Source organism: Cyanobium sp. T1G-Tous (assembly GCF_024345455.1).
GTDB lineage: Bacteria > Cyanobacteriota > Cyanobacteriia > PCC-6307 > Cyanobiaceae > Cyanobium_A.
This window is the reverse complement of the sequence record NZ_JAGQBD010000028.1, coordinates 1-14,614: the sequence shown is the minus strand read 5'-3', so window position 1 is coordinate 14,614 and position 14,614 is coordinate 1. Positions and strand designations below refer to the sequence as shown.

At 63.8% G+C, this 14,614-nt stretch carries 20 protein-coding genes and 2 tRNA genes; 11 read left to right on the top strand and 11 right to left on the bottom strand.

What is annotated here, in order from left to right; translation table 11 throughout:
• Positions 1 to 57: 57 nt before the first annotated feature.
• Positions 58 to 675: a DUF3177 family protein gene (locus tag KBY75_RS13450; protein ID WP_255024290.1), complete on the top strand. Its 618-nt coding sequence runs from the start codon at positions 58 to 60 to the stop codon at positions 673 to 675.
• Between the two features lie 45 nt (positions 676 to 720).
• Positions 721 to 1,047: a hypothetical protein gene (locus tag KBY75_RS13445; RefSeq protein WP_255024273.1), complete on the top strand. Its 327-nt coding sequence runs from the start codon at positions 721 to 723 to the stop codon at positions 1,045 to 1,047.
• 9 nt (positions 1,048 to 1,056) lie between these two features.
• Here the strand turns inward: KBY75_RS13445 and KBY75_RS13440 are convergent, their stop codons facing one another.
• The 3 genes from KBY75_RS13440 to KBY75_RS13430 are packed head-to-tail and all read right to left on the bottom strand — an operon-like array spanning position 1,057 to position 5,036.
• Positions 1,057 to 1,644, bottom strand: coding sequence for a cupin domain-containing protein (locus KBY75_RS13440; protein WP_255024272.1), 588 nt, complete (start codon positions 1,642 to 1,644; stop codon positions 1,057 to 1,059).
• The gene (gene ileS / locus KBY75_RS13435; RefSeq protein ID WP_315859094.1) at positions 1,554 to 4,487 is read right to left on the bottom strand and encodes an isoleucine--tRNA ligase; all 2,934 of its coding nucleotides are present in this window, start codon (positions 4,485 to 4,487) and stop codon (positions 1,554 to 1,556) included. Before ileS ends, KBY75_RS13440 begins: the two co-directional genes overlap by 91 nt.
• 24 nt (positions 4,488 to 4,511) lie before the next feature.
• Positions 4,512 to 5,036 (bottom strand): Ycf66 family protein, encoded by a 525-nt coding sequence (locus KBY75_RS13430; RefSeq protein WP_255024271.1) that lies wholly within the window; start codon positions 5,034 to 5,036, stop codon positions 4,512 to 4,514.
• Positions 5,037 to 5,101: 65 nt separating this feature from the next.
• Between KBY75_RS13430 and KBY75_RS13425 the strand changes: the two genes are divergently transcribed.
• Together KBY75_RS13425 and crtR are read left to right on the top strand one after the other, a co-directional pair.
• A tRNA-Leu gene (locus KBY75_RS13425) sits at positions 5,102 to 5,183 on the top strand.
• 55 nt (positions 5,184 to 5,238) lie between these two features.
• Positions 5,239 to 6,264 (top strand): beta-carotene hydroxylase, encoded by a 1,026-nt coding sequence (gene crtR / locus KBY75_RS13420; RefSeq protein WP_396098361.1) that lies wholly within the window; start codon positions 5,239 to 5,241, stop codon positions 6,262 to 6,264.
• 18 nt (positions 6,265 to 6,282) lie between these two features.
• Here crtR and gatC read toward each other — a convergent pair whose 3' ends face one another.
• Complete coding sequence (gene gatC / locus KBY75_RS13415; RefSeq protein WP_254941723.1) at positions 6,283 to 6,576, bottom strand: Asp-tRNA(Asn)/Glu-tRNA(Gln) amidotransferase subunit GatC; 294 nt, start codon at positions 6,574 to 6,576, stop codon at positions 6,283 to 6,285.
• A gap of 31 nt (positions 6,577 to 6,607) precedes the next feature.
• On the bottom strand, positions 6,608 to 7,378 hold the full coding sequence (locus KBY75_RS13410) for a creatininase family protein (RefSeq protein ID WP_255024270.1): 771 nt from the start codon (positions 7,376 to 7,378) through the stop codon (positions 6,608 to 6,610).
• Between the two features lie 62 nt (positions 7,379 to 7,440).
• On the opposite strand from KBY75_RS13410, the gene KBY75_RS13405 reads away from it, so the two are divergent.
• A complete protein-coding gene (locus KBY75_RS13405; protein ID WP_254935112.1) occupies positions 7,441 to 7,743 on the top strand; it encodes a glycine/sarcosine/betaine reductase component B subunit in 303 nt (100 codons plus the stop codon).
• Here the strand turns inward: KBY75_RS13405 and KBY75_RS13400 are convergent.
• Entirely contained in the window at positions 7,737 to 7,874 is a 138-nt protein-coding gene (locus KBY75_RS13400) for a hypothetical protein (RefSeq protein ID WP_255024269.1), read from the bottom strand. The genes KBY75_RS13405 and KBY75_RS13400 overlap by 7 nt on opposite strands.
• On the opposite strand from KBY75_RS13400, the gene KBY75_RS13395 reads away from it, so the two are divergent.
• Together KBY75_RS13395 and KBY75_RS13390 are read left to right on the top strand one after the other, a co-directional pair.
• Entirely contained in the window at positions 7,873 to 8,553 is a 681-nt protein-coding gene (locus KBY75_RS13395) for a DNA-3-methyladenine glycosylase (RefSeq protein WP_255024268.1), read from the top strand. The two genes, KBY75_RS13400 and KBY75_RS13395, sit on opposite strands and share 2 nt — an antisense overlap.
• Before the next feature lie 43 nt (positions 8,554 to 8,596).
• Positions 8,597 to 9,619, top strand: a complete 1,023-nt coding sequence (locus KBY75_RS13390; RefSeq protein WP_255024267.1) for an aspartate carbamoyltransferase catalytic subunit — start codon at positions 8,597 to 8,599, stop codon at positions 9,617 to 9,619.
• 20 nt (positions 9,620 to 9,639) lie between these two features.
• Here KBY75_RS13390 and KBY75_RS13385 read toward each other — a convergent pair whose 3' ends face one another.
• The 4 genes from KBY75_RS13385 to KBY75_RS13370 all read right to left on the bottom strand — a co-directional run bounded on the left by KBY75_RS13385 (position 9,640) and on the right by KBY75_RS13370 (position 10,801).
• Positions 9,640 to 9,993, bottom strand: coding sequence for a DUF565 domain-containing protein (locus KBY75_RS13385; protein WP_255024266.1), 354 nt, complete (start codon positions 9,991 to 9,993; stop codon positions 9,640 to 9,642).
• Between the two features lie 299 nt (positions 9,994 to 10,292).
• On the bottom strand, positions 10,293 to 10,490 hold the full coding sequence (locus KBY75_RS13380) for a hypothetical protein (protein ID WP_094559179.1): 198 nt from the start codon (positions 10,488 to 10,490) through the stop codon (positions 10,293 to 10,295).
• A gap of 43 nt (positions 10,491 to 10,533) precedes the next feature.
• Entirely contained in the window at positions 10,534 to 10,695 is a 162-nt protein-coding gene (locus tag KBY75_RS13375) for a PCP reductase family protein (RefSeq protein ID WP_255024265.1), read from the bottom strand.
• A 33-nt stretch (positions 10,696 to 10,728) separates the two neighbouring features.
• Positions 10,729 to 10,801: transfer RNA gene (locus KBY75_RS13370), tRNA-Ala, on the bottom strand.
• Positions 10,802 to 10,866: 65 nt separating this feature from the next.
• On the opposite strand from KBY75_RS13370, the gene KBY75_RS13365 reads away from it, so the two are divergent.
• Both KBY75_RS13365 and coaBC read left to right on the top strand, forming a co-directional pair.
• Positions 10,867 to 11,076 (top strand): DUF2555 domain-containing protein, encoded by a 210-nt coding sequence (locus KBY75_RS13365; protein ID WP_106632313.1) that lies wholly within the window; start codon positions 10,867 to 10,869, stop codon positions 11,074 to 11,076.
• Entirely contained in the window at positions 11,066 to 12,298 is a 1,233-nt protein-coding gene (gene coaBC / locus KBY75_RS13360; protein WP_255024264.1) for a bifunctional phosphopantothenoylcysteine decarboxylase/phosphopantothenate--cysteine ligase CoaBC, read from the top strand. Before KBY75_RS13365 ends, coaBC begins: the two co-directional genes overlap by 11 nt.
• Here coaBC and KBY75_RS13355 read toward each other — a convergent pair.
• The gene (locus KBY75_RS13355) at positions 12,295 to 12,621 is read right to left on the bottom strand and encodes a hypothetical protein (protein WP_255024263.1); all 327 of its coding nucleotides are present in this window, start codon (positions 12,619 to 12,621) and stop codon (positions 12,295 to 12,297) included. The two genes, coaBC and KBY75_RS13355, sit on opposite strands and share 4 nt — an antisense overlap.
• A 141-nt stretch (positions 12,622 to 12,762) precedes the next feature.
• Between KBY75_RS13355 and psbO the strand changes: the two genes are divergently transcribed.
• Together psbO and sat are read left to right on the top strand one after the other, a co-directional pair.
• Entirely contained in the window at positions 12,763 to 13,575 is an 813-nt protein-coding gene (psbO, locus tag KBY75_RS13350) for a photosystem II manganese-stabilizing polypeptide (protein WP_255024262.1), read from the top strand.
• Between the two features lie 143 nt (positions 13,576 to 13,718).
• Positions 13,719 to 14,614 (top strand): sulfate adenylyltransferase (sat, locus tag KBY75_RS13345; RefSeq protein WP_255024261.1); only part of this gene is annotated, 896 nt, incomplete at its 3' end.

Sequence of the window (14,614 nt, the reverse complement as noted above, 5' to 3'; positions counted from 1 at the left end):
CGCTTGCCGGGGACGCGGATAATGGCGCCTTACCGAACCACACGCGTGCTCGCCGCCCTGCCAGAACCTCTGTACCGCTCCTTGGTGTGGCTCGATGTCCGCCTGGCGATGCTGTTCAGCGTTGGCTTGCCCCTAGTGCTCCTGATCTGGGCGTCGGTACGCAAGGAGGGATCCTTGGTGCGCCTGCTGGGCATTTATTGGAAGGTGGCCAGCCTGTTGCTGCTTGCAACCCTGCTGCTCACCGACCGGCGACCCCTCGGTTTTGTGGTTTTGCTGCTGGCCCAGCTGCTGGTGGTTCTGAGCGTCTGGTTTTGGGTTGATCTCAACGAGGAGCTGGCAGACCTGCCGCCCTGGCGTCCGTTGCCCCTGACCCTGCGCATCTGGCGCTGGAGTCTCACGGTGTGGGCCCTGCTTGGTGCCCTGCTTAGTGCCACGGCTCTGGGCTGTATGGGCCCAGGCGTCCTGGCCCAGTCCCGTTGCGCCGTATGGATTCAGCCGCCCCTTGGCCTGCACCGGCATGTGGAGGGGCTGTTTGCCTTCATTTTTGGCGGTGAATGGACCCCCGCCGTGGCCGCCTTCATCGGTTACGTGGGTTTGGTTGCCTATGTGGTGGGACTGTTGCAATGGCTGCTGGTGCGCTTGCCCAAGCAGGGGCGAATCGCTGGTGATTTCTAAGGATCAGCCCTTTGCTTTCTTTGCAGCCAAGCTTCCTTTGCCGCCATGACCCTCTCCGCTGCATCTGTGATGGCCCTGCTGGCCAGGCTGGAAGAGTTGAGCCGGGAGCGGCCCGATCGGGTGCTGCGGCTCAGGGGCCAGCTTCAGTTGGCGGCAGGCCCGCTTGAGCCCTACGAGCTGCTGATTTTTCGGGGTTTTTCAAGCAGCACCACCCACCCCACTGATTTCGATCCCGACCAGCCAGTGCTGCCTGATGGGGCGGTGATCGAAACAGCTGAATTACTGCAGGCCCCCCTGAATCCTGCTGCTGAGCAGCTGTTGGCTGGGCCCGTTTCCCCTGAGGTTTTCCTTGAATCTGGCGGTTGGGCTTGAGTCCTCTGATCAGCCCATCCCAACCACCAGGCGGCGCCAATCACCGCAGCAGGATTCCAGCTGGGCGGCGTGGCACTGCAGCTGGGCCAGGCTGGCTAGTTCGAAATCGGCGAAATCAAAGCCTGGCGCCACCGTGCAGCCCACCAGGCTCCATGTGGTGTTTCCAGCCACGGGTTCAGCTGCGAACCAGCTGCCGGCAGGCACCACAACCTGGGGCCGTTCTCCGGCGCTTAAATCAAGCCCAAGCCTGCTGACGCAAGCCTGGCCATCCGGGCGGAGTTGATAGATCAGGAGGCCGCCGCCGCCATGGTGGTGCCAGGCCTCATCGGAGCAGATCCGATGCCAGCTCGACCACTCGCCTGCGACCAGCAAAAACAGGATCGCCGTGCTGGCGGCCCTGGGCCCGCGCGGTGTATCAACAAGTTCGCCGGCCCGGTAGGTCTCGCGGTAGTAGCCACCCTCCGGATGGGGCTGCAGTTCCAGCTGCTCAATCAGTGCCGCGGCGTTCAGGACAGCACCGCCACGCAGCGGCCGCAGAGGCTGGGATGGGCGCTGTGCTGACCGATGTCGGTCTCGTAGTGCCAGCAGCGCTCGCATTTTTGGCCTTCGGCCTTGGCAATGCGCACCGTGATGCCGTTTGCGCTGGCCTCGGCCAGTAGCTCGGCAGGCGCTACGCCGCCTTGCTTCAGGCCTGACACCAGCAGCCAGTCGGCCAGGTTGTCGACGCTGGGGTGGCTTGAGCTGGCCAGCCAGCCCAGGGCCTCGCCTGTGCTGCTGCTGCCTGCTTCCAGCTCCAATTGCACCTGGGCCTCCAGCGAAGCACCCAGCTGGCCGCTGGAGCGGCAGCTCTCCAGTTGGCGATTCACCAAAGATCGCAACTCCAGGATTCGCTCCATCGGCGCCTCCAGTTGCGCTTGGCGCCACCCAGCGGGGGCCGTGGGCCAGCCCCGTTCGAACACCGAGGTTTCGGCTACCGGGTAGGGCAGGTTTTGCCAGATGTCCTCGGCCATATGGCAGAGCACCGGTGCGATCAGCCCAGCGAGACGCTCCAGCACCAGGCTCAGCACCGTTTGGCAGCTGCGGCGGCGGAACTCATCGGCGCCGCTCACGTAGAGGCGGTCCTTGGCGATGTCGAGGTAGACGTTGGAGAGGTCGACAACGCAGAAGTTCTGCAGGGCCTGGAAGAAGCGGTAAAACTCATAGCGCTCGAAGTCTCCCGTCACGCTGTCGATCAGGGCGGCGGTGCGCTGCAGCATCCATTGATCAAGCAGGGGCAGCTGGTCGTAGGGCACGGCGTCGCCGCCTTCAGCCTGGGGGCGCGGGTCGAAATCGTGCAGGTTGCCCAGCAGGTAGCGGGCCGTGTTGCGCACCTTGCGGTACACATCTGCCAGCTGCTTGACGATCCCCGGGCCCAGGGGCACATCGGCGGAGTAATCCACCGAGCTCACCCACAGGCGCAGCACGTCGGCGCCGTAGGCCGGCTCCTGCTTTTCGTTTTTGCCGCCCTCCACCAGCACCGCCGGATCGACGACGTTGCCCAGCGATTTGCTCATCTTGCGGCCCTTCTCATCGAGGGTGAAGCCGTGGGTGAGCACCCGCTTGTAGGGGGCGTGGCCGTTAACCGCCACCGAGGTGAGCAAGCTGCTCTGGAACCAGCCGCGGTGCTGATCGCTGCCTTCTAGGTAGAGATCGGCGGGGTAGTGAAGGCCGCGCTCCTGGAGCACGCCAGCCCAGGAGGAGCCGGAGTCAAACCACACGTCCATGGTGTCGCTGCCCTTGCGCCATTGGCTGGCTTCGGCGGCGTAGGCCTCAGGCAGCAGGCCGGCTTCATCGCGCTGCCACCACACATCGGCACCGTGCTCGGCGATCAGGGCCTGGATGTGGCCCAGGGTGGCTTCGTTGAGCAGCACCTCACCCGTTTCGCGGTGATAAAAGACGGGAATCGGCACGCCCCAGGTGCGCTGGCGGCTGATGCACCAGTCGCCCCGTTCGCTCACCATCGCTTCAATCCGGTTGCGGCCACTGGCCGGCAGCCACTCCACCTCTGCTATGGCGCCAAGAGCGGCGGCCCGGAAGCCCTCCACTGAGGCAAACCATTGCTCGGTGGCGCGGAAGATCGTCGGTTTTTTGGTGCGCCAGTCGTAGGGGTAGCGGTGTTCGTAGCGCTCCTGCTTGAGCAGCAGGCCGGTGGCCTCGAGGGCGCTAAGGATCGCGGGGTTGGCGTCCTTGAGCACGTTTGTGCCGGCAAAGGGCCCGGCTTCGGCGGTGAGGTTGCCGGCCTCATCCACCGGGCAGAGCACCGGCAGGCCATATTTTTTGCCGGTGTTGAAGTCGTCTACGCCGTGGCCTGGGGCGGTGTGAACCAGGCCTGTGCCGGCCTCGGTGGTGATGTAGTCGCCGCCGATCACCACCGGGCTGGTGCGCTCCAGCAGTGGATGGCGGTAAGTGATTCCTTCCAGCTCGCTGCCCTTAACGCTTAAAAGGGGTGTGAGCTCCAGTCCCAGACTGGTTTGCAGGCTCTCAATCAGCTCAGCGGCTACCACTAGGTGGCTGGCGGCTGGGTTGGGGGCGTCGCCCCGGGCAGCCACTGCGCAGATTGCGTAGTCCAGTCGCCCATTCACCGACACCGCCAGGTTGGCCGGCAGCGTCCAGGGGGTGGTGGTCCAGATAGCCACTGCCAGGCCGCCGGCCCCTGTGGCCACCGCGGCCGCCAGACCGGCGGTTTCTAATTGGGCGGCCAGGGCCCCGGGTAGCGCCACCACCGGGAAGGCCGCGAAAACGCTGGGGGAGGTGTGGCCGTCGGGATATTCGAGTTCGGCTTCGGCCAGGGCGGTGCGGGAGCTGGGGCTCCAGTGCACCGGTTTGAGGCCTCGATAGATGTGGCCGGCCAGCACCATGGCGCCGAAAACGCCGATCTGGGCGGCCTCGTAGCTCTTGTGCAGGGTGAGATAGGGCGTTTCCCAGTCGGCCCAGATGCCCCAGCGGCGGAAGCCGCACTTTTGGCCCTCCACCTGCTCGAGGGCGTAGGCGTGGGCCTTCTGGCGCAGCGTTACCGGGGTGAGCTCGGCCCGTTCGCTGCTGCTCAGCCCCTGCAGCACCTTGAGTTCGATTGGTAGGCCGTGGCAATCCCAGCCAGGCACAAACCGCGCCCGCTTGCCCTGCAGCAGGGCGGTTTTGTTGATGATGTCCTTAAGAATTTTGTTGAGGGCATGGCCCACGTGCAGGGCCCCATTGGCGTAGGGAGGGCCGTCGTGCAAGGTGAAGGCCTCGCCCGGGTTCTGCTGGCTCAGGCGCTCGTAGAGCCGTTGCTGGGCCCAGAACGCCTGGATTTCCGGCTCGCGCACCTTGGCATTGGCCCTCATCGCAAAGGGCGTCTGCAGCAGGTTGAGCGTCTCCTTGTAGGAGAGGGGGTAGGAGACGGGCGCAGGGCTGGCGGTCACGTCGCCTGGGGGCAGCAGAACTGATTATCCCGCCTGGCTGCTGGAGGGCTCGGCCAGCGGTTGCGGTTCCGGGATATCGGCTGTGGCCAGGCTGTCGATCTCGCTGACGGAGCTTGGCTCTTCCGGGCGCACCCAGCGTTTGCCACTGGTTTTGGGCTGGCGTTGCTGGGTCAGCCATTGGCTCACCCCTGAAGTGGCAGTGGTCAGCACGGCGAGCAGATGGGCCAGGCTGGCGCCCGCCTGTTGCAGGCTGGTCTGCCAGCGTTCCGTCGACCAAAGCCGCTGCTGCTCCTCAGCGGTGAGTTGCCGCCAGCGGCCCTGGGACACCTCGCCTGCGAGCCTGCCGATCAGCAGGCCACCGCAAAGCACGCCCAGCATCGGTGCGCCCGTGAGCCGGTCGGCACTGGTTACAAGCACCAGGCCCAGCAGCAGCACTACGGCGCCCCAGGCCGAATCCCGCGGCCGGCTCAGTTCGGTGGCCAGCAGCGGCAGCAGCAGGATGGCGAGACCCAGCAGCAGCGCCAGGAGTCCGCCCAGGGTGGCGAGCATGGCCAGAAGGCATGGAGTCCCCCATTGTGGGCGCCGCCCAGCATCTGTCCCTACAGTCGCGTTCTGCCCACCTGGCGGAATTGGTAGACGCGCTGGTTTTAGGTACCAGTGGCTTTGGTCGTGGGGGTTCAAGTCCCCCGGTGGGCATCATCACTTTCTTAAGTTGCCTTGATGCAACGCTCTGGGATCTGGTTCAGCTGAGATGACACAGGTTCTGGCCGCCTCTGCAACTGCCGTGGTCTCCGAGGGGGCAATGGCATCTCCCTCCCGGCTTGTGCCGCGGGAATTCCTTGACCCGCCCGCGCCCTGGAACCCCACCGTTGGGCTGTTTTTGGCTGGCTATGGCTTAGCTGCTCTCACGATTTGGGGCTGGTTTGTGGCTGGTTGGCCCCTGCCCGTGCTGCTGGCTACTGGATTTCTGGCCCTGCACTTAGAGGGCACGGTGATTCACGACGCCTGCCACAACGCGGCCCATCCGCACCGCTTCTGGAATGCGGTGATGGGTCATGGCGCTGCCCTACTGCTTGGCTTCAGCTTTCCCGTTTTTACCCGGGTGCACCTGCAGCACCACGCCCACGTCAATGATCCCAAGAACGATCCTGATCACATCGTCAGCACTTTTGGTCCGCTGTGGTTGATTGCACCACGATTTTTCTATCACGAGCTGTTTTTCTTCCGTCGCCGTTTGTGGCGTCGTTATGAACTGTTTGAGTGGGGCCTAGCCCGGGCCATTTTCGTGGCGATCGTGGTGGCTGCAGCAAAATTTGGCTTTCTCCCCTTTATTTTCAACTGCTGGTTTGCTCCGGCCCTAATGGTGGGAGTGACTTTGGGCTTGTTTTTCGACTACTTGCCCCACCGCCCCTTCCAGTCACGCAACCGCTGGCACAATGCCCGCGTTTATCCGGGTCGACTGATGAATTGGTTGATCATGGGTCAGAATTATCACCTTATTCACCACCTCTGGCCATCAATACCCTGGTTTGAATACCGCCCTGCCTATCACGCCACTAAGCCAATTCTTGATGCCAAAGGCTCGCCCCAGCGGCTTGGCTTGTTTGAATCCAAGAATGATGGTTTTAATTTTCTCTACGATATCTTTCTAGGTGTTCGCAGTCATCGCAAAAAGCGCAGCAAGCTTCGGCCTATTGCAGCTTTAATGCCTACCCGCCATGCCCGCAGGCGAGTGCTGGAGTTGCTTCACCGCACTGCGATTTCTCCGGTGCGTTAACCGGGGAGTTGACCTTGCTCAGCTAGCCACGATTTTGGGTACGCGAATGAAATCTCCTTCCCTTTGGGGAGCTTCATTTAGTAGCTCCTCGCGCACGTCGGTCGGGGTTACCAGATCTTCACGGCATACATTCACCACTTCCACTGCTCGAGTGGTGGCTGGCACTCCTTCGGTGTCAACTGTTTCAAGGTGGGCTACATAGTCGAGGATGCGCTCAAGTTGGCCGGTGTAAGTGGCGATCTTGGCCTCGGGCAGGTCTAGGCGGGCCAGCTTGGCCACCTTACGCACGTCGTCTGCGGTGATCTTGCTCATCGGGATTTACCAGCTAAGCCGACGCTAGCGCTCAGGTCAGGAAGGCTTTCAGGTCTGAGGCAAGGGCGGTGGCGGCCAGCTCCAAGAAGCGCTCGCCGTGGCTGGCCTGGGCCAGGTAGGGGTTGGAGCCCATGCGGCCATCCGGATGGCGGCGGCGGAAATCTTCAGGGCCGTGGATGGGGCCGGCCGGGGCTGGATCAGGCAGGGGCCTCTGCTTGGTCTGCAGGCTGGGCTCCAAGTGCAACGTGAGGGCGATTTCGCTGGGGGTGGCATGGTGACCTTCTTCCGAGCCATAAAGGCTGCGCGCCTCCTGCATTACCGGGCCAGCCATGAACCAATTGGCCAGCTTGCAGCGCAGCCGCGGCGCCACCGCCAGGCCCCGATCGGCGGCGCTGGCATAGGCCTGGGCGAAAGCGGCCTTGCTGGTGGCGATGTTGCCGCCATGGCCATTGATCACGTAGATGCGCTCGAAGCCGTGGCGGGCAAGCGACAGCACTACGTCGTGCAGCACCGCCAGCAGGGTGGAGGGTTGCAGGCTCACCGTGCCAGCGAAGCCCAAGTGGTGTTCGGCCATGCCGAAGGCCTGGGCCGGGGTTACCAGCACGCCGGTGCGGCGGCCGACTTCCAGGGCCACGGCCTCGGCCGTGAGCGCATCGGTGCCGATGGCGCCGGTGGGGCCGTGCTGCTCGGTGGAGCCCAGGGGCACAATTACTCCCTTGCAATTTTCCAGATAGGTCTCCACCTCAGGCCAGCTGCGCAGTTGCAGGCGAATGGCGTCATTGGAGCTGGCGGATTGGATCATGGTGAACAGCAGGTAGACCCTGGAGACTGGCTAGTGTTTGAAGGCCAGCAGTGCCTCGGCCCATGCTGCACCGCAAGCTTTATCAGTTTTGTGCCGAACAGCGCCCGGTGTGGGTGTTTTTGCGTGATCAGCAGCGCTGGATTGAGGAGGCCACGGTGGTGGAGGTCGAGGGGGATCTCGTCACCCTGCGCTACGACGCTGAAGACGACGACGAAACCCATAGCTGGGAGGAGAGCGTGCGGCTCGACTCGATCGGGGCCGTCAGCACCAGGCTGGCCTACGTCTGCCGCAGCGGCAGCCCTGATGACGTGATCACCTCGGAAGACTGCCCCGAGGCCGAGCGGCTGCCTAGTCAGGGTCAGTGAGCGGTGCCGTTGCCGTCGTAGTCGTCGGTGTCGTAGTAGCCACCTTTGGTGCCAAAAAACAGGGTGGCAAGCACGAATAAGCCGCTGCCAAAGATCAGCACGGTGGCGAGGGAGAAACCGGCGGTGTGCATGGCGAACCCAGGTCTGGGCATTAAGGATTTCAGTCTGCTGGCGGTTGCTCCCGGTGGCGAGCAACGCGTTGATCTTGTGGTGAATCCATTGCCGAAGGCCTGCTTCGCCCGCCCCGCCGAGCAGGTCGCCCCCGAGCTGATCGGCTGCCTGCTGGTGAAGCGCCAAGCGGATGGGGAGTTGCTGTGGGGCGTGATTGTGGAAACGGAGGCGTATGCCCAAGACGACCCCGCCTGTCACGGTTACCGCCGCCGCACCCCCAGCAACGAAACCCTGTTTGGTGAGCCTGGGCGGTTTTATGTGTATGTGAGCCATGGCATTCACCACTGCGTCAATGTGGTGACGCACCGTCCCGACTGGGCCAATGGGGTGTTGCTGCGCGCCGTGGCCATTCCTGGTAAGCCGGAGCGGTTGGCGGCGGGTCCTGCCCTATTGGCACGCTGCTTTGGCATCGATCGCTCCCGCGACGCCCAGCAGGTGCATCCCGATCAGGGCCTGTGGATAGCCCCGCGGCCGCCAGAGCTGGCAGCTTTGGCCGCCGCCGACCTGGTTCAAACCAGCCGCATCGGCATTGGCCAGGGCCAGGACATTCCATGGCGCTGGTATTGGCGGGCGAGCCGCAGCGTCAGCAGGCGGGTCAGGGGTGATCGGCCGCCCCGTGCACCTGTCCAGTGTCGCTAGCGCAAGTCAGCCTCTACCCTGACCCTGTGAGCCGCCGCACCCCTTGAGCAGCTGGAGCCACCGCCATGTGCTGGATCTGGCGGCCTTTTCGCTGGATGATTTCACCACCGTGCTGACCCTGGCCCAGCGCTTTCGCGCCCTGCCGGTGGCTGGAGCTCGCAAGTTGCCCGCTCTGCAGGGGCGGTTGATGACCAGCCTGTTCTTTGAGCCCAGCACCCGCACCCGCAGCAGTTTTGAGCTGGCGGCCAAGCGGCTCTCGGCCGATGTGCAGAGCTTCTCGCCTTCCTCCAGCTCCCTGAGCAAGGGCGAGAGCCTGCTCGATACGGCCCGCACCTATGTGGCCATGGGTGCCAATGTGCTGGTGGTGCGCCATCGCTGCGCCGGGGTGCCCCAGAGCCTGGCGGCCGACCTCGACCGTGCTGGCGAGCGGGTCGCGGTGCTCAATGCCGGCGATGGCCTGCACAGCCACCCCAGCCAGGGATTGCTGGATTTGTTCACCCTGGCGCGCCACTTCGCCCCTGAAGCCCCCACGCCCACGGGCCTGCGGGGCAAGCGCATCGTGATCGTGGGTGATGTGCTCCACTCCCGCGTGGCCCGCTCCAACCTCTGGTCCCTCACCGCCTGCGGCGCCGAGGTGGTGCTCTGCGGCCCGCCCACCCTGCTGCCGGATGCCTTCGCCGACTTTGTGGCCGCCCCCCCGCCAGGCCAGGCGACCGATCCAGTGGTGGCGCGGGGTCCGGTGCGGATTGAGCGCAGCCTGGAGCAGGCCCTGGCCGGGGCCGATGCGGTGATGACGCTGAGACTTCAGAAGGAGCGCATGCATCAGCACCTGCTCACCAGCCTCGACACCTATCACCGGCAATTCGGCATCACCCGAGCGCGCCTAGCCCTCTGCGGCCCGTCCGTGCCACTGCTGCATCCGGGCCCGGTGAATCGGGGCGTGGAGCTGGCGGGAGATGTGCTCGATGATCCCGCCGTTTCACTGGTAGAGGAGCAGGTGCGCAATGGCATCCCTGTGCGGATGGCCCTGCTCTATCTGTTGGCCGCGGCAGAACCGTTGGCCTGAAAAGCTTTGCAGCAGTTGAATTAGAGCAACTTGAAGCCGTCAAGCAGCAAGCCGTAGAGCAAGCCGATCCGAGTCATGTCGAGCAACTGCAGCACGAGTGCATCACCACCACGACGTATCAGCGGGCCCCTGGCGCGAATGGCCAGCTCGATGGCCGCCACGCAGATCAGGGCCCCCACCGGGTCGAGCTTGGCCAGGGCGCCAGTGATCGAGCCAACGGCTCCGCCAATGCTGAAGCTGATCAGCAACACGATCAGCAACAGCGATAGTCGCCGCCAGGGATTGGCTGCCCAACTCTCTAGGGCCGCCCGAGCCTGGGCAACCCGTTCCTGGAAGCCGGTCTGTTGATATCGACTTCCGGGAGGTGAGGCCATCACGGCTGAAGGGTTATCAGCGAGGGCCAAAAGGGGAGGCAGGGATGCTGACGGCGGTGATCCCCATCACCCGGCCCGAGCCCTGCCAAAGCCTGTATACACCATCTCTGGCGTGTGTGCAGCCTTTTAACGCTACCTATAGGGGATTCCAATAAAAAAGCCCGAGGCCAATGGCTCGGGCTGGGTGATGGGGACTGAGCAACCAAAGCGCCTGGCTGGCTAATGATCAACCGCCCGCAGACGTTTGCCAGAGCGTCCCCAGGGGCTTGACGTCTCCCAAGTGCTTCCCGAACTGGGTCTCAGCCGTCGCTGTCCTTCTTGCGGGAGGATTTGCCCTCGAGGAGCTCAAGCAGAGCTTCCATCTGAGCCATAACCCCTCGAACCTCGCCGGCTTCTGGAAGTAAGCCGTCGTCCATGACGCCCTGGTGCATTTCTCGGAGCTCCTGACGGATGTACCGCAGGTGGCTAACCACCTGTTCGCGTTTCGACTGCGACATCGATGGGTGTTCTACTGATGCACCCTTTTACCGCATCGCCGGTTCACTTCTGGCCAAACCTTGCCTTGGCCTGCTCATAGAAGGGGGCATCGATGGCATTAAGGCCGGCCTCCTGTGCCATGGTTTCGATGCGGCGCCGCACCGCTGGACGTACAAAAAAGGGCACTTCCTTAAGTTTGGCTTCGGCGTCTGGATGCCAATCCATAGGGCTGACCAGCAGCGCTTCTTTGAGTAGAAATGGAGAATAGGGGACTCGAACCCCTGACCTCTGCGGTGCGATCGCAGCGCTCTACCAGCTGAGCTAAATCCCCGGGTTAGGGCCCTCCTTTGTCCCTAGATGGCCATTATCCCCGACCCCACCACCCCAGCAACTTCCATGAACGCGTCGATCACCCCCGAACGGCTCGCCGCTTTCGATGAAGCTTCGATCGCCGAGCTCGCCCGTCGACTGGAGGAAGACGACTACCCCAGTGCCTTTGACGGCTTAGCCGATTGGCACCTGATGCGTGCCCTGGCGATCCACCAACCGGAGTTGGCTCGCCCCTACGTGCATCTGGTGGATCAGGAACCCTTTGATGAGGACTGATCCGGCGCACCCGCTGGCGGGTCGCCGCGTGTTGGTGGGTATCAGCGGCAGCATCGCTGCGGTCAAGCTGCCCCAGGTGGTGAGCTCCCTGGTCCAGTGCGGCGCCGAGGTGCGCTGCCTGGTTACGCCGTCGGCTGCCCATTTGGTCAGTCCGGTGGCCCTTGCCAGCCTCAGCCGCAATCCCTGCAACCTCGACGCGGATCAGTGGAGTCATCGTGCTGCCAGGCCGCTGCATGTGGAGCTGGCGGAGTGGGCTGAGTTGGTGTTAGTGGCGCCCTTGAGTGCCACCAGCCTGGGTCGTTGGGTGCATGGGTTGGCTGACAGCCTGCTGGCCAGCACCCTGTTGGCTACCGAGGCGCCGGTGCTGGCTGCTGCGGCCATGAATACATCGATGTGGACCTCCCCGGGAGTGCGCCGCAACTGGGAGCTGCTGCAGGGCTTTGAGCGGGTGTTGCCCCTGGGACCTACGGCGGGATTGTTGGCCTGCGACCGGCAGGGGGACGGCCGCATGGCTGAGCCGCAACAGCTGCTCCTGGCCTTGCAGTGTCTGCAGCTGTGGGGCTGGCAGCGGGACTGGGCTGGCTTGCGGCTTTTGGTCACTGCCGGTCCCACCCGCGAGCCACTGGATCCGGCTCGCTTTCTCACCAACCCCAGCAGCGGGCTGATGGGTGTGCTGCTAGCCCAGGCCGCCCGGCTGCGTGGGGCGGCGGTGACTTTGGTGCATGGTCCGTTGAGCGTGGATTCCCAGTTGCTGGATGGCTTGGCTTGTGTGCCCGTCCAGACGGCGGCCGATATGGAGCAGGCCTTGGTGCGTCTTCAGCCCACAGCCGATGCCATTGCCATGGCTGCGGCTGTGGCCGACCACCGCCGCCAGCAACCGCTCCCTCACAAACTGAGCAAGGAGGAGCTAGCCCTTGAGCTCGCCTCCGGCTGGCAGCCGGTGCCCGATCTTTTGGCTGGCCTGGTGAGCCGCCGGCACCCCGGTCAGCGGATTTTGGGTTTCGCGGCCCAATCGGGCGATGTATTGGCTCAGGCCCGTGCCAAGTGGGCCCGTAAAGGCTGCGATCTGCTGTTCGCCAACCCGATCGATCAAGCCGATGCGGGCTTTGGCGTGAACAGCAACCACGGTTGGCTGCTGGGAGGGCAGGGCGGCGAGCAACGCATCGAGCCGGGTTCAAAGCTGGCGATTGCCCAGCAGTTGCTTACCGCCCTGCGGCCCTAAGCCACCAGTGTCTCTTCGGCGGGCAGGGTCTGGTCTGCAGCAGCTTCGTTCTGGAGCAGATCCATAAAGGTGCGCAGTTGCAACCTCGGGATGTAGGGCCAGCCGCCACTGCGCTCGACACTTTGCAGCAGGCTGAACAACTGGCTGCGGTCGGCTGGAAGGCTGCCCCGGAAGGGGCCGTCTTGGACGGAGCGATGCAGCTGCTCGAGCTGGCGCAGCAGGGTCAGCAGGGCTTCAGGCTGGCCTTCGAGCTCACTTGCCAACTCTTCTAATTGCTGCAGCTGGTTGGCGAGACGGCCTTGCTGGGATGGGGTGAGGCTCATGACTGCTCTTGCTTTGCGCTCGCGTCGGGCTCTCGCATACAGGTTGTTGAGAGCCGCGACATCGTACGGGGAATGGCAGATTTGCACCGGTAGGATCGACGACAGCCCAGTTCCCATCCACCGTCTCTGCGGCGTTTCCCCATGAGTTTTCGTCCTCTGCTGGCTCTTGTGCTGGCGCTGTGCCTGACCCTGGTGACCGCGTGCAGCGGTGGTGCCAAGGCCGTGGATCGCGCCAATCTCACCTACGAAGACATCCACAACACCGGCTTGGCGAACGACTGCCCGTCGCTGCCGGATTCGGCCCGCGGCTCGATCTCCCTCGATCCCGCAGCTAAATATCAGCTCCGTGAAATCTGCATGCACCCCGCCGAGGTGTACGTGAAGGGTGAGCCTGCCAACAAGCGCCAGGAGGCACAGTTCGTTGCCGGCAAAATTCTCACGCGCTTTACCTCCAGCCTTGATCAGGTGTACGGCGATCTGGCCGTGACAGCCGATGGCCTCAGCTTCAAGGAGCTCGGTGGCATCGACTTCCAGCCGATCACCGTGCTGCTACCCGGTGGTGAGGAAGTGCCCTTCACCTTCTCCAGCAAGGAGTTGTTGGCCACGTCTGATGGTTCATCTCTAACCACCAGCACCGACTTTGAAGGTCCCTACCGGGCTCCTAGCTACCGCACCAGCAACTTCCTCGACCCCAAGGGCCGGGGCCTAACCACCGGCTACAGCAGCGCTGTAGGCCTGGTGCCTGCTGGAGATGAGTTCACTGGCGAAACCGTGAAGCGCTATGTGGATGGCTCCGGCACCATGAACCTCTCCATTACCAAGGTCGACGCCAGCACTGGCGAGTTTGCCGGTGTGTTTACTGCAATCCAGCCTTCCGACTCCGACATGGGCACCAAGGCGGTTGTCGATGTCAAGATCGTCGGCCAGCTCTATGGCCGCCTAGAGCAGTCTTGAGCCCTAGTCGCTAGCTGCGCAGGTCCTGCCTGCCTCTTCAAGGCCCCACCGGGGCCTTTTCTATTGGGAGCCAGAGCTTTTTATTGGCAGTTGAGCCTTGACTCCCCGGTCTGGGAGAATCCAGCCCTGTCTGATTGGCCCCCATGACCGCTGCTGAATCCGCTGGCTTGATCGCGCCTCACGGTGGGTCATTAGTGAATTTGGCGGTGCCAGCGGCTGAGCGCGAGTCGCTGCTAGCCGGGGTGAGCCGCAGGATCGAGTGCAGCGATCGCAATGCCTGCGACGTTGAGTTGCTGGTGGTGGGCGGGTTCTCTCCCCTGCGTGGCTTCATGCATCAGCAGGACTACGAAGCCGTGGTGGCGGGCCACCGCACAACCAGCGGCCTGTTGTTTGGCCTGCCGATCGTCTTCGACACCGATGACGCTTCGATTGCTGTGGGCGACCAGCTGCTGCTCACCTATCGCGGTCAGGAGCTGGCAGTGCTGACGGTGGAGAGTCGCTGGGAGCCTGATAAGGCGCGTGAGGCTCAGGGCTGCTACGGCACCACCTCTATTGAGCATCCGGCGGTGAAGATGATCGCCACCGAGCGGGGTCGCATCTACCTCGGCGGCAGCATTCAGGGCCTGGAGCTGCCCAGCCGGGTTTTCCCTTGCAAAACGCCCGCTGAAGTGCGCGCCACCCTCCCCTCTGGCCAGAGCGTCGTGGCTTTCCAGTGCCGCAACCCCATTCACCGCGCCCACTACGAGCTGTTTACCCGGGCATTGGACGCGGCCAACGTCAGTGAGCAGGGTGTGGTGCTGGTGCACCCCACCTGCGGCCCCACCCAGGACGACGACATTGCCGGCGAGGTGCGATTCCAGACCTACGAGCGGCTGGCGGCTGAGGTGAATAACGCCCGAATTCGCTGGGCCTACTTGCCCTACTCGATGCACATGGCCGGCCCGCGGGAGGCTCTGCAGCACATGATCATCCGCAAGAACTACGGCTGCACCCACTTCATCATTGGCCGCGACATGGCCGGCTGCAAAAGCTCCCTCAG